Here is a 13857-nt window from a genome sequence, read left to right as displayed (position 1 = left end):
TCCAGCGCGCCTTGGAAATACGCAGCATCGGGCACCGCCGTTGCGCTTTTATGTCCGGATGTCGCGGATGCCTCTGTGGGGCGAAACAAACCCAGTGCTACAGTCCATCGCCCAGATCCGCTTCGTTCGCCCCATGCCCGAACTCCCCGAAGTAGAAACCACCCGGCGCGGCCTGGAACCGCATCTGCTGGGGCGTCGCATCCATGGCGTGATCCTGCGGCGGCCGGACCTGCGCTGGCCGATCGCGCCTGAAGTGGCGCAGCAGTTACCCGGGCAGCGCATCGACGGCATCCGCCGCCGTGCCAAGTACCTGTTGATGGATACCGCGGCCGGCAGTGCGCTGCTGCACCTGGGCATGTCCGGCAGCCTGCGGGTGCTGCCCGGGGACACGCCGCCGCGGGCGCACGACCATGTCGACATCAGCCTGGAGGACGGGCGCGTGCTGCGCTTCAACGATCCGCGCCGGTTCGGTTGCCTGCTGTGGCAGGCGCCGGGGCAGACCCACCCGCTGCTCGAGGAGTTGGGGCCGGAGCCGCTGTCGCCGGAATTCGACGGGGATTACCTGTTTCGGCGCAGTCGTGGCCGGAGTGCGCCGGTAAAGACGTTCTTGATGGACCAACGCATCGTGGTCGGGGTCGGGAACATCTATGCCGCCGAAAGCCTGTTCCAGGCAGGAATCAGTCCGCTGCGCGAGGCCGGGGAGGTCTCGCGGGCACGCTATGCGCGCCTGGCCGAGGCGGCCAAGGCGATCCTCGGCTACGCCATCGAGCGCGGCGGCACGACCCTGCGCGATTTCATCAGCCCGGATGGCGCGCCCGGTTACTTCGAGCAGGAACTGGCGGTCTACGGCCGCGAGGGCGAGGCCTGCAAGCGTTGCGGGCGGGTGCTGCGCCACGCCAGCATCGGCCAGCGCGCCAGCGTCTGGTGCGGGAGCTGCCAGCGCTGACGGACGGCGGCCGCTGGCCGCCGCCGCGCGCTATAGTCCGCGCGACTCCCGGCCGGAGGAGAGACCGCCGTGGTAGAGACCGCACCCGAGATCACCGTGTGGCTGGATGCCGCGCGCGGCGGCGACCGCGAGGCGCTCGACCGCGTGCTCAGCACGCTCTACCAGGAACTGCACAGCATGGCCCGGCGCCAGCTGGCCGGACAGCAGGGCCAGACCCTGGATGCGACCTCGCTGGTCCACGAGTCCTATCTGAAGCTGCTCGGCTCGCACGGCATGGCCCGTTTCGATGGCCGCGGGCATTTCTTCGCCTACGCCGCCTCGGCGATGCGCAGCGTGGTGGTCGACTACGCGCGCAACCGCCTGACCCGCAAGCGCGGCGGCGACCTCAAGCGCGTCGCCGAGATTCCCGAGGACAGCGGCGGGGTGCGCCTGGACGAGGATCTGCTGGCGCTGGACGTGGCGCTGGACCGGCTGCAGGCGATCGACGAGCGCCTGGCCAAGGTGGTGGAGCTGCGCTATTTCGCCGGCCTGTCGGAACAGGAGATCGCCGACTTGATGCAGCGCTCCGAACGCAGCATCCGCCGCGACTGGCAGAAGGCGCGCATCTTCTTGCTGGCGGCGATGCAGGATCACTAGGCCCGACTGGAGCACCGCATGGACGCGCTGCAGTGGCAACGCCTGTCGCCGTTGCTCGACGAACTACTGGAGCTGACCCCGGAGGCGCGCGCGGCGCGGCTGGCGCAGCTGCACGCGCACGATCCGGCCACCGCCGACGAGCTGGTGCGGATGCTGGCGCTGGACGCGGCCGGCTCGGATCTGCTCAGCGAGCCGCTGCTGGCCACCGCCATGGACTCCCTGCGCGCCGGTAGTCGGATCGGGCCATACGCGCTGGAGCGCCTGCTTGGCGAAGGCGGCATGGGCCAGGTCTGGCTGGCGCAGCGCGCGGACGGGCTGTACCAACGCCAGGTGGCGCTGAAGCTGCTGCGCCCCGGCTATGCCGACGCCGCGCTGCGCCAGCGCTTCACCCGCGAACGCGAGATCCTGGCGCGGCTGGAGCATCCGCACCTGGCACGGCTGCTCGACGCCGGCATCGCCGACGACGGGCGCCCTTACCTGGCGCTGGCCTACGTCGAAGGCGAGCCGCTCACCGACTATTGCCAGCGCCTGCACCTGTCGGTGGGCGCGCGGCTGCGGCTGTTCCTGCAGGTGTGCGAGGTGGTCAGCCACGCGCATGCCAACCTGATCGTGCATCGCGACCTGAAGCCGTCCAACATCCTGGTCAACGCCGCCGGCGAAGTGCGGTTGCTCGACTTCGGCATCGCCAAGCTGCTCGACACCGAGGCCGAGACCGCGGCCGACCCGCACCCGCGTACCGAGATACGCGCCTTCACCCTGCACTACGCGGCGCCGGAGCAGGTGCGCGGCGAGCCGATCACCACGCTGACCGACGTGTACTCGCTGGGCGTGGTGCTGTACGAACTGCTCACCGACCAGAAGCCCTACCGCCTGTGCCGCAGCAGCGATGCCGAATGGGAGCGCGCGATCCTGGCGGTGGAGGCGCCGCGGCCGTCGGCGTCGGTGGTGCGCGCCGCGCAGCAGGGGCAACGCGATCCGGTCGAGGCGCGGCGCCTGGCCTGGCGGCTGCGCGGCGACCTGGACAACATCCTGCTCAAGGCGCTGCAGAAGCCGCTCCCGCAACGCTATTCCTCGGCCGAAGCGCTGGCCCAGGACCTGCGCCGCTACCTGCAGGGTCGGCCGGTGCAGGCGCGGTCGCGGGGCGTGGCCTACCGCCTGCAGAAGTACCTGCAGCGGCACTGCTGGAGCGTGGTGTTCGGCAGCGTGACCGCCGCCGCGTTGCTCGGCGCCGTGGGCGTGGCGCTGTGGCAAGTGCGCGAGGCGCACCGCGAGACGGTGCGCGCGCAGGCCATGCAGGATTTCGTGATCGGCCTGTTCGACCGCGCCGGCAACGCGCAGCGCGGCGACGGCTTCGACCTGCGCGGCCTGCTCGCCAGCGGCGAACAGCGCGGCGAGCGCGAACTGCTGCGGCAGCCGCTGGCGCGCGCCGAACTGCAGGGCGTGATCGCGCGCCTGCGCATCGGCCTGGGCGACTACCGCGAAGCGCTGGTGCTGTTGCAGCGGCAGCGCGCGCTGCTGGCCACCCAGGACGACGTGCCGCTGGCCCTGCGCCTGGAAGCGGCGGCCCAGCATGGGCGCGCGCTGCGTCTGTTGAGCCGCTCGCAGGAATGCGTGGCGGTGCTGCAGCCATTGGCGGCGCAGGCGCAACAGGCGCAGGTGCAGCTGCCGTTGCAGGCTGCAGGGTTCTTCTCGCAACTGGGGCGTTGCCGGCGCGTGCTCGGCGAACGCGCGCCGGCACGCGTCTGGTTCGAGCGCGCGCTGGCGCTGCACCGCGACGTGCTCAAGGATCCGGCCGGCATCGTCGAGAGCATGACCGACATCGCCTCGATGGACAGCGATATCGGCCACACCGATGCCGCGATCGCCGGCTATCTGCAGGCCCTGGCCCTGCTCGACCGCCAGGCCGGCCCGCGGCATCCGCTCAGCGTCAACCTGCTGCGCAGCCTGGCCGTGGCCTACCGCGACCGCGGCGACGTCGACCAGGCCGAGCAGGCGGTGAACGCGGCGCTGGCGTTGTCGCGCAGCGCGAACGGCGACCGCCATCCGGTCAGCCTGGGCCTGCGGCGGCTGCGCGCGGCGGTGATGATCGACCAGGGCCGTCTGGACGTCGCCGAGCGCGAATTGCACGCGGCGCACGCGCTGACCGTGGAACGGCTGGGGCCCACGCACCGCGACACCGGTATGAGCTGGAATTCGCTGGCGATGCTGGAACTGGAGCGTGGCCAGGATGCGCAGGCGATCGCCGGCATGGCGCGCTCGGTCGCGATCCTACGCGCGCCCGACAGCCAAGCGTTGCTGCCGTACATGCTGCTCAACCAGGGCCTGGCGCTGTCGACCGCGGGCCGTTACCGCGATGCGCTGGCGCCGCTGTACGAAGCGCGCGCACGCTGGATCGCGCAGTTGGGCCAAAACAACCCGGCAGTCGGCGACAGCGAGCGTTTGATCGCCGAGGCGCGCGCCGCGCTCGGCGAACCGCGGCAGGCCGACGCGCTGCTGGCGCAGGCGCTGCGCCGTACCGAGAGCGGCTACGGCCCAAGCCATCCGCGGACCCGCGCGGTGCGCGTGGCCTGGGCGCGCAACCTGGGCCGGCTCGGCCGCGACGCGCAGGCGTTGCAGGAACTGGACGCGCAGGCGCGGCTGGGCGGAGACGGCATCGAGAGCCGCAAGCTGCGCTGGCGCGCCCGCGCCTATGCCGCCGAACTCCATTGCCATCGTCGCAACGATGCAGGCACCGGGCGCGCCGCACTGCAGGCGCTGCAGCGCGAACTGGCGCAGGCGCAGCCGCAGGGCGGCACGCTGGCGTACGAGGTGGAGGGGCTGCGTGCGGCCTGCGGCGGTCCGCCAGCATTGACCGCCGCGCGCTGAGGCCGGCGGGGTAGCAGTGAAAAGCCAGCGCTTTTGAGTCGGATGCTGCTGCGCTGGTGGCGACTTCGGAAATCTCCGGTCAGCCGTCGCCGATGGCTGTCCCGGTCACGCCCATCGCGACTGAAGTCGCTCCCACACCTGTCACCGGCGCCGTACAGCCGCCACAATCGCGGTTCCTTCCTCGACAGCGGGACCGCCATGCGCGCAGACAAGCAGAATGGATGGTGGCGGCCGTGCGCGGTCGCGCTCGCGCTGCTCGGCGCATCTGCGTCCGGCGTGGCCGCGCCACCGGCAACGCCGCCCGGCGCAGGCGCGCCGGCGCCGTGGGTCACGGACAACGGCGTGATCCGGCTCACGGTCACGCCGACCCTGGGCGGGCGCGTGCTGGGCTTCCAGCGCAGCGGCGGGCCGAACCTGATCAAGGTCGGCGAAGCGGTGCAGCGCCAGCCGCTGCCGGCCGTCAGCGCGGCGGCCAACGACATCCCCTATTTCGGCCACGACGTCTGGGTCGGCCCGCAAAGCGCCTGGTGGCAGCACCAGGACGCCAATCCGGCGCGCCGCGCCGCGCACGCGATCTGGCCGCCGGATCCGTACCTGAGCTTCGCCACCACCACCGTTACCGAGCGCTCCCCGCGCCGTCTTCGGCTGCGCGGCGTGGACAGTCCGGTCAGCGGCGTGCGCTTGCACAAGACTTTCGCGCTGTCGCCGCAGCGCGGCGACAGCGTGGTGCTGCAGGTCCAGGCGCAGAACGTGCGCAAGACCGCAGTGGCCTGGGATCTGTGGTTCAACACCCGGGTGCCGTCGTCCACGCGGGTGCTGGTGCCGGTCGCCGCTGCCGCCGATATCCGCGTGCAGCCCAGCGATGGCGCCGGCTACGCGCCGCCGCAGTACGCGCTGCAGGACGGGATGATGGCGCTGGCTGCCGCGCCGCCTGGCAGCGCTGGGCAGCGCGGCAAGCTTTTGCTGCAGCCGTCGGCGGGCTGGATCGCTGCCTTCGCCGGCGGCCAGGCCTGGGTGATCCGCTTCGCCCACCAACCGCGTGAGCGTATCCATTCCGAACAGGGCCAGGTCGAGTTCTACCTGGATGCGTCGGCAGCGGATCCGGGCGGCGGCCTGCTCGAAATCGAAGTGCACGCGCCGTACCGGACCCTGGCGCCGGGCCAGAACATGCAGGCCGAGGAGCAATGGACGTTGCTGGACTACGCCGGCGGCGACGACCCGGCGCAGCAGCGCAGCTTCCTGTGCCAACACGCCGCGGCGCTGGCGTTGCAAGGGGCCTGCGCGACGCCCTAGGGCGCCTCATCAATTCCCAAGCAGCTCGCGCCGCTCTTGTGCGTCGCGAGGCAAGCACGAGTGAAAGGCGTGGAGGATGGTTCCGCCCGGCGATGACGTAGCGTCGAGGGCGCACGAGAGCGGCCGGGCGGGTTGGGCCTGTCAGGCCGGCAGCGCGCTGCGCGGGCCCGTCAGGTGCGGCAGCGGCTCGCGACCTGACAGACCCAACGCGATCTGCTCGTGAATCGATGACACGCCCCAACTCTCGCGTTTAACGCCGCTTGTCTATGATGGAGCCCCTTTCCGCTTCGATCCGGCCCATGCAACGACGCGATTTCCTCAAGAACGCCGCCGCCGCCTTCGCCGCCATGGGCTTGCCCGCGATGCCGATGCTCGGCCAGGCCGCCCCCGCGGTCGGCCTGCGCCGCCTGGGCAAGCCGCAGCCCTTCGACTACGCCTGGCTCAAGGGCCACGCCCGGGCCATGGCCCAGGCGCCGTACCAGAGCCACAAGCGGGTGCTGCCGGGACCGTTGGAAGCGCTGAACTGGGACCAGTACCAGTCGATCCGCTACCGCCAGGACCATGCGCTGTGGGCGGTCGACAAGGGGCCGAAGTTCCAGGCCAAGTTCTTCCACCTGGGCCTGTACTTCAAGACGCCGGTGCACATGTTTGACCTGGTCGACGGGCAGGCGCAGGAACTGGCCTACGACGGCGCCGCGTTCGACTACGGCAAGAGCGGTCTGCAGGGCAAGCACCTGCCCAAGGAGCTGGGCTTCGCCGGCTTCCGCCTCAACACCAAGCAGGACACCGATCGCGATTTCGCCGCGTTCCTCGGTGCCAGCTATTTCCGCGCGGTGGGCAAGGAAGGCCAGTACGGCCAATCCGCGCGCGGACTGGCGATCGATACCGGCACCGGCGGGCCGGAGGAGTTCCCGGACTTCATCGCCTACTGGCTGGAGCAGCCCAAGGCCGGCTCGGATACCGTGGTGGTGTACGCGCTGCTGGACTCGCCGAGCGTGGCCGGCGCCTACCGCTTCGCGATCACCAACGGCGACGTGCTGCTGATGGACATCGACAGCGCGCTATACCCGCGCAAGACCATCGAGCGGCTGGGCCTGGGACCGTGCACCAGCATGTACCAGGTCGGCGAGAACGACCGTCGCATGGACTGGGACTGGCGCCCGGAGATCCACGACACCGACGGCCTGGCGATGTGGACCGGCGGCGGCGAATGGATCTGGCGGCCGCTGTGCAATCCGCCGCAGCTGCGCTTCAACATGTTCGTCGACGAGAACCCGCGCGGTTTCGGCCTGCTGCAACGCGACCGCAATTTCGACCACTACCACGACGACGGCGTGTACTACGAGAAGCGTCCGTGCCTGTGGGTGGAGCCGAAGCAGGGCTGGGGCAAGGGCTCGGTGCAGCTGGTGGAGATTCCCACCGTCGACGAGACCTTCGACAACATCGTCGCGTTCTGGAATCCGCAGGACAAACCGCAGCCCGGGCAGGAACTGCTGTTCGGCTATCGCCTGTACTGGGGTGCGCAGCCGCCGGCCGCCTCGCCGCTGGCGCATTGCGTGGCGACCCGCACGGGCCTGGGCGGCGTGGTCGGGCAGAAGCGCAACCACTTCTCCTGGCGCTTCGCGGTGGACTTCGTCGGCGGCGAGCTGGCCAAGCTCGGCAAGGACAAGGACGCCAAGGTCGAAGCGGTGCTGCAGCTGAGCCGCGGCAGCACCGAGATCGTCTCGGCGCGGCCGCTGCACGAACTCTCCGGCTACCGCGCAATGTTCGACGTGGTGCCGCCGGATGGGGGCACCCAGCAGATCGACATCCGCCTGTTCCTGCGCGCCGGCGGCAAGCCGCTGACCGAAACCTGGCTGTACCAGTGGACGCCGCCGCCGGCGGCCGAGCGCAAGCTGTATTGAGTGCGGCCGGGCGCTGCCGCGGCATGCGCGGCAGCGCTTGGCGGCTGCGGTTTTACGTCGCCTGGATCCATGCGCATTGCCCGCGATGGTGCGCTGCTTACGGGCAGCGGGTCGGGCGCATCTCAGGATTTGGGCCCGACGTTTCCGCGGTGTGCACAGTGGCCGGCTTTGCTTGTCGCGGCTGAAGCCGCTCCTTGTATCTGGACATGGCGCCCCTGAAGGCGTTATGTCTTCCGACTGATCATCGGGGGAGGTGCGGGAAGTCCAGTCGCTCCTGAAGCTTCGAGCTTGTGCTGTAGATCGGCTCCCGCCCTCCATCTGCTGGCCCTGTGGTGTCCGCACGGTATCCAGAGTCCGCCGCTGGCGTGAACTCGCATCCACAAGGCAGGACCGGGCGCAGCGATGATCGTGATCACCCATCCGATGGAGGAGTCCTTATGTCCCCAGTCGTCGGCATTGACGTCGCCAAGCGCAGTTTCGATCTGGCCATCGACCTGGCCAACGGCAAGTACCGCACCAAGGCCAAGCTTCCCAACGATCCGAAGGGCTTCCAGGCCCTGCACGCGTGGCTGCAGACGCACGCGCAGGCGGACAGCTGGATCGTGATGGAAGCCACCGGCACCTACCACGAGGCGCTAGCCGAGTTCGTGCATGGGTTGGGCTACCGCGTGTGCGTACTCAACCCAGCGCAGATGGCGCTGTATGCACGCAGCCAGCTGACCCGGGTCAAGACCGACCGCAGCGATGCCAAGCTGATCGCCAGCTACGGCCAGCGCCATGCGGCGCAGCTGCGGCCCTGGCAGCCCGACCCGCCGGCGCTCAAGCAGCTCAAGGCGCTGGTGCGGCGCCGGGACGACCTGCTGCAAATGCTGCAGATGGAGCGCAACCGCCTGGACGTGGCCGCGCCGGTGGTGCGCGACTCGCTCCTGGAGAACATCGGCCAGTTGCAGGCGCGCATCGCGCAGATTGAACGGGCCATCGACGACCAGATCGACCAGGACCCGACCTTGCGCGGGCAGCGCGACCTGCTGGTGAGCATCGATGGGATCGCCGACACCAGCGCGGCGTTGATGCTGGCCGAACTTGGCAATGTGGAGCGCTTCGCCCACGCCTCGGCGGTGACCGCCTTTGCCGGGCTCAACCCCCGGCTGCAGGAGTCCGGCAAGCGCCAGGGCCAGGTCTGCATCTCCCGCACCGGCTCCCCGCGGCTGCGCGCGGGCCTGTACATGCCGGCCCTGGTCGCCATGACCCACAATCCGGTCGTCCGTGCGCTGAAGCAGCGCCTGCGCGAACGCGGCAAAGCCGGCAAGCAAATCGTCTGCGCCGCCATGCGCAAGTTGCTGCATCTTGCCTACGGCGTCCTCAAATCAAACACGCCCTTCGATCCTCAAAAGGCCATTGCCTGTTAGACGGGAAGACGGTATCTACAGAGGGCCGCTCCGTCCTGAAGAGCGGGAGAACCCAATGCCGAAGATCCGCCATGGCAGCCCTTGATACGCCGCACAAATTTGTAGCCGCCATCTTCACGCTCTGTTAAAGTCCGCGCCCAGCGCTGCCGGGTCCGGCAGCCAGGCACAGCCGCCGCCATGCCTCCGTCCGATCCTGCTTCCACGGAGCGATGCGCGTGCGCGTCAACTTGCTGTTGCTGTCCGTTTCCATTGCCGCGGTCCTGGCCAGCCCGGCGCATGCGCTGGCCGCCGAGGCGGTCGCGGCCGATCCCACCACCCTGGACCGCATCGTCGTCACCGGCGAGAAGCGCGAGCGCACGCTGCAGGACACCACCAGCAGCGTGGCGGTGACCACTCAGGCGCGGATCGAGCAGGAAAACCTGCAGAACCTCTACGAGGTGTTCAATCGCACCGCCAACGTGTCGCAGAGCTACGGCGATCTGGGCTTCACCATCCGCGGTATCCGCGACATCGACGGCGGCGGCGATGCGCCGCTGGCCACCATCTACCTGGACGGCGCGGCGCTGCCGCGGACCGCGACCAGTTCGGCGCCGCTGAGCATGTGGGACCTGCAGCAGGTGGAGATCCTGCGCGGGCCGCAGTCCACGCTGCAGGGCGAGAACGCGCTGGCCGGCGCGGTGATCCTGCACACCGCCGAGCCGACCATGGACTGGGAAGGCAAGGTGCGCGTGCTGGCGTCCGATCCGTCCGACCGCACCCTGGCCGCGGCGTTCGGCGGCCCATTGGTGGCCGACGAACTGGCGTTCCGCACCTCGGTCGAGCAGCGCAGCTTCGATGGCTACCTGTGGAACGACACGCGCCAGGCCTCCGACGATGCGCAGCATGCGCTGACCTACCGCGGCAAGCTGCTGTGGACCCCGTCGGCGATCGAGGGTCTGCGGGTCCAGCTCGGCTACACCAAGGCGCACCGCACCGGGCCGTACCTGTACGTGTACCTGCACACCGACGAAGCGGGCGCCTTCAAGCGTCGGGTCAACCACGACAACGTCCCCAACCGCAACCGCACCGACAGCGACATCGCCACCCTCAACGTCGACTACGCCCTCAACGCGGCCTGGTCGCTGTCGGCGGTGACGGCGTGGAACGAGGTGGACCTCGACAGCACCTGGGACGGCGACCGCAGCGCGGTGCAGATCGCCGATGCCAGGCGCGTGACCGGCACCCGCACCACCTCGCAGGAGCTGCGCCTGAACTACGACGGCCAGGCGGTGGAGGGTCTGTTCGGCGCGTACTGGGCCAGGCACGAGACCGAGGACGACCTGGTCAATCGGCTCGACGTGAACACCCCGCTCGCCACCATCACCCGCCTGCTGCGCGGCGCCGGCTTCCCGGCCGCCAACGCGGCGGCGATCTCGGCCGCGTATGGGCGGGCGTTGCCGGTGATCCCGGTGTCGTACGTCAGCGCGTCGCCGACCACCTCGGAGAACCGCGCGCTGTTCGCCGACGGGCAGTGGCATGTCGGCCGCGGCTTCTCGCTGATCGGCGGCTTCCGCTACGACCGCCAGCGCTACGAGATGGCCTCCAGTACCAACGCGACCTTCGTCGGCACCTATCCGAGCCCCGCCAGCTTCGCCAGCCCGGGCACCGCGCTGTACCAGGCGATCGATGCGATCAACGCCGGCGTGGCCGGCATCGTCGCCTCGGCCAGCGGCGAGGTGCCGAACAACGCGCGCGACTTCAGCGCGTTCCTGCCCAAGCTCGGCGCGCGCTACGAATGGAGCCCGGACCTGGCTGCCAGCCTGGTGGTGCAGCGCGGCTACCGCTCCGGCGGTTCCAGCTTCAACACCGCGCGCAGCCAGGCCTTCGCCTACGACCCGGAATACACCTGGAACTACGAGGCCGCGCTGCGCTCGCAGTGGCTGGACGGGCGCCTGAGCGTCAACGCCAACGCCTACTACATCGACTGGAAGGACAAGCAGGTCTTCGCCTTCTTCGGTCTCAACGACTACGACTACAACACCATCAACGCCGGTCGCGCGCACCTGTACGGCTTCGAGCTGGAGGCCAGCCACCGGCTCGGCGAAGGCTTCGACTGGTATGCGTCGCTGGGCTATTCGCGCACCCGCTTCGACGAGTTCAAGACCGTGGTCGGCGCCGAGATCACCGACTATGCCGGCCGCGAGTTCGCCTACGCGCCGCGCTGGACCGCGGCCGCGGGCGCCAACTGGCGCTTCGGCGGCGGCTGGGTCGCCAACCTCAACGCCAACTTCCGCGACAAGGTCTACACCGACATCGGCACCGACTCGCCGCAGCTGGCCTCGCGCACGCTGGTCAATGCAAAGTTCGGCTACGAGACCCTGGACTGGAGCGCCTGGGTGTTCGCCAACAACCTGCTCGACAAGCAGTACCTGCAGTACCGCTGGACCGACCAGCCGATCGCCGTCCTCGGCGCACCGCGCGTGGTCGGCATCGGCTTCGAGATGCGCTGGTAAACGCCCATGGCCATGCACGCACTGACCACCGCTGTGTACCTGCTCGCCGCACCGCTGGCGGCGCTGGCGTTCTACCTGGCCACCGCGCACCAGCGCCTGCGCCCGGCCTGGCGTCGGCATGCGCACGCGCTGCGCGTGGCCGGCGTGGCGCTGTCGGCGCTGGCGCTGGCCGCGGCGATCGTCGCGCTCGGGGTGTGGGCCGGGACGTTCGCGGCGCTGAGCGCGCTGATGCTCGCCGCGGTCGCGTTGCCGTACCTGGACGCCTGGTGGCAGCTGCGCGGAGGCCACGCCGATGTGGGCTAGGTGGCTGGCGGCGATCGTGCTGGGCTTGCCGCTGGCGGTGGGCGTGGTCGGGCTGTGCGTGCTGGTGTGGCCGGGCGCGCTGCAGGTGCACACGCTGCCCTGGCTATTGCTGATGTTCCCGCTGTGGATCGGCGCGATGTCGCTGGCGTTCGTGTTCCGCAGCGGCGCGCGCGCCTGGCTGTGGCTGGGCCTGGCCACGCTGCTGTGCCATGGCCTGCTGTACGCGCTGAAGGCCGGCGGCCTCGTGCAGGTGACGGTATGAAGGCGGCGACCCTGCGCCAGTTCCTGTCGGCGCACAGCTGGATGGGCCTGCTCGCCGGCATGGCCTTGTTCATCGCGTTCTACGCCGGCGCGATCACCGTGTTCACGCACGAGCTCAACGAGTGGCCGCGCCCGGCGGCTACGGTCGCGCCGCCGGCGCAGGCACCGGAGCAGGCCACGCAGGCATTGGCCGATGCGGTGTTGGCGCGGCATCCGGCGCTGGCCGAATCGTTCACCCTGACCCTGCCGGGCGAGCACGGCGCGCAGCCGCGGCTGTATGCGTTCGGGCCACCGGCGCAGCCGTTCGGCGGCACCGTGCAGTTCCAGCCCGGCGCCGACGGGCAACCGCTGCAGCTGCCGCAACGCACCGGTTTCGTCGACTTCCTGTACGACCTGCATTTCACCGCCGGCTTGCCGCGCACCTTCGGCACCTACCTGTTCGGCGTGGTCTGCATCCTCTATGGCCTGGCGTTGGTCAGTGGCGTGGTGCTGTACGCGCCGGTGTTCCTGAAGGACCTGTTCGCGCTGCGCCTGGGACGCAACGTCAAGCGCGTGTGGCAGGACGCGCACAACGTGGTCGGCATGCTGTCGTTGCCGTTCCATGTGATCTTCGCCTGGTCCGGCGCGGTGCTGGCGCTGGGCGTGCTGCTGCTGGCGCCATTCCAGTACCTGGTGTTCGACGGCAAGCTGATGCAGGTGTTGGAGCCGGATCTGGAACTGACGCCGCACGTGCAGCCGGCGCACATCAAGGCGCCGCCGCTGCCGGTGGCCGAGCTGCTGGCGCGGGCGCGCGCGGCCAGCCCGGGCTTCGAGCCGGAAAGCCTGTCCTTCCACGACGCCGGCGATGCCAATGCGCGCGTGGAAATCTACGGCCAGCACCCGCAGCGCCGGCTCAACACGCTGGCCGGCGTGGCCATGGAAGCTGCAACCGGCAAGGTGCTGCGTGTGCTGGCGCCGCAGGACATGTCGCCCGGCGTGGCGTCGCTGCGCGGGCTGCAGGCGTTGCACTACGCCAACTTCGGCGGGGCGCCAGTGCGCTGGCTGTATTTCCTGCTCGGCTTGGGCGGCGCGTTCCTGTTCTACAGCGGCAATCTGCTGTGGGTGGAGGCGCGGCGCAAGCGGCGCCAGCAGGCGCAGCCGTGGCGCACGCACGCGATGGCGCGGCTCACCGTCGGCCTCTGCCTGGGCTGTGTGGCCGGCGTGTCGGCGCTGTTCGTGGCCGCACGCCTGTTGCCGCCGGGGCAGGAACGCACCGTGTACTACGCGGTGTTCGGCCTGGGCGTGGCGTGGGCGCTGCTGCGCCCCACCGCGCGCGGCGCCTACGAACTGCTGCTGGCCTGCGCCGCGCTCACCGCGCTGGTGCCGCTGGCCGCGCTGCGCGGTGCCGGCGGCTGGGTGGCGCCGTGGAGCAGCGCGCTGCTGCTGGCGGTCGACGGCTGCGCGTTGGCGCTGGCCTGGACGTACTGGCAGATGGCACGCGCCAGCTTGCGCCGTGGCCGCCAGGGCGATCCCAACAGCGTGTGGGCGCTGCCGGCCAAGGCCTGAGCGCGCCCGCGCGCGGCGGCGAACGCGCCAGCGACGCGGTAGCGCCAGCCAGCGCTGCCTGAATGTTTGGCTCGAAAGCCGTGCCGCGGCACGCGTGCACCGTGGGTCAAAAAGTGGACAATCGCGCGCCAGTGATTTCTCATGTCCCTGGAAGTCGGAGCCGGCAGCGTCAGCGCTGTGCGTCGCGCGGTCGCATGGTGTGG

At 70.2% G+C, this 13857-nt stretch carries 10 protein-coding genes; all 10 read left to right on the top strand.

The features are described from left to right. Nucleotides 1–133: 133 nt before the first annotated feature. The 10 genes from mutM to NUG20_RS21685 all read left to right on the top strand — a co-directional run bounded on the left by mutM (nucleotide 134) and on the right by NUG20_RS21685 (nucleotide 13654). Nucleotides 134–946, top strand: a complete 813-nt coding sequence (mutM, locus tag NUG20_RS21730) for a bifunctional DNA-formamidopyrimidine glycosylase/DNA-(apurinic or apyrimidinic site) lyase (protein ID WP_263396426.1) — start codon at nucleotides 134–136, stop codon at nucleotides 944–946. A gap of 69 nt (nucleotides 947–1015) precedes the next feature. Continuing rightward, complete coding sequence (locus tag NUG20_RS21725; RefSeq protein WP_263396425.1) at nucleotides 1016–1582, top strand: ECF-type sigma factor; 567 nt, start codon at nucleotides 1016–1018, stop codon at nucleotides 1580–1582. Nucleotides 1583–1600: 18 nt separating this feature from the next. After that, nucleotides 1601–4447: a serine/threonine-protein kinase gene (locus NUG20_RS21720; RefSeq protein WP_263396424.1), complete on the top strand. Its 2847-nt coding sequence runs from the start codon at nucleotides 1601–1603 to the stop codon at nucleotides 4445–4447. Between the two features lie 198 nt (nucleotides 4448–4645). Next, nucleotides 4646–5740 (top strand): DUF4380 domain-containing protein, encoded by a 1095-nt coding sequence (locus NUG20_RS21715; RefSeq protein ID WP_263396423.1) that lies wholly within the window; start codon nucleotides 4646–4648, stop codon nucleotides 5738–5740. A 299-nt stretch (nucleotides 5741–6039) separates the two neighbouring features. Then, the gene (locus tag NUG20_RS21710) at nucleotides 6040–7644 is read left to right on the top strand and encodes an OpgD/OpgG family glucan biosynthesis protein (RefSeq protein ID WP_263396422.1); all 1605 of its coding nucleotides are present in this window, start codon (nucleotides 6040–6042) and stop codon (nucleotides 7642–7644) included. Nucleotides 7645–8081: 437 nt separating this feature from the next. Next, nucleotides 8082–9053: an IS110 family transposase gene (locus NUG20_RS21705; RefSeq protein WP_263396421.1), complete on the top strand. Its 972-nt coding sequence runs from the start codon at nucleotides 8082–8084 to the stop codon at nucleotides 9051–9053. A gap of 215 nt (nucleotides 9054–9268) precedes the next feature. Continuing rightward, complete coding sequence (locus tag NUG20_RS21700) at nucleotides 9269–11545, top strand: TonB-dependent receptor (protein ID WP_263396420.1); 2277 nt, start codon at nucleotides 9269–9271, stop codon at nucleotides 11543–11545. Nucleotides 11546–11551: 6 nt separating this feature from the next. After that, entirely contained in the window at nucleotides 11552–11848 is a 297-nt protein-coding gene (locus tag NUG20_RS21695) for a hypothetical protein (protein ID WP_263396419.1), read from the top strand. Continuing rightward, nucleotides 11838–12110: a hypothetical protein gene (locus tag NUG20_RS21690; protein WP_263396418.1), complete on the top strand. Its 273-nt coding sequence runs from the start codon at nucleotides 11838–11840 to the stop codon at nucleotides 12108–12110. The genes NUG20_RS21695 and NUG20_RS21690 overlap by 11 nt, the downstream gene beginning before the upstream one ends. Beyond that, complete coding sequence (locus NUG20_RS21685; protein WP_263396417.1) at nucleotides 12107–13654, top strand: PepSY-associated TM helix domain-containing protein; 1548 nt, start codon at nucleotides 12107–12109, stop codon at nucleotides 13652–13654. The genes NUG20_RS21690 and NUG20_RS21685 overlap by 4 nt, the downstream gene beginning before the upstream one ends. Nucleotides 13655–13857 lie beyond the last annotated feature (203 nt).

Origin of the sequence: Xanthomonas sp. CFBP 8443 (assembly GCF_025666195.1) — a bacterium.
Lineage (GTDB): Bacteria > Pseudomonadota > Gammaproteobacteria > Xanthomonadales > Xanthomonadaceae > Xanthomonas_A.
This window is presented reverse-complemented; position numbering and strand designations above follow the sequence as displayed.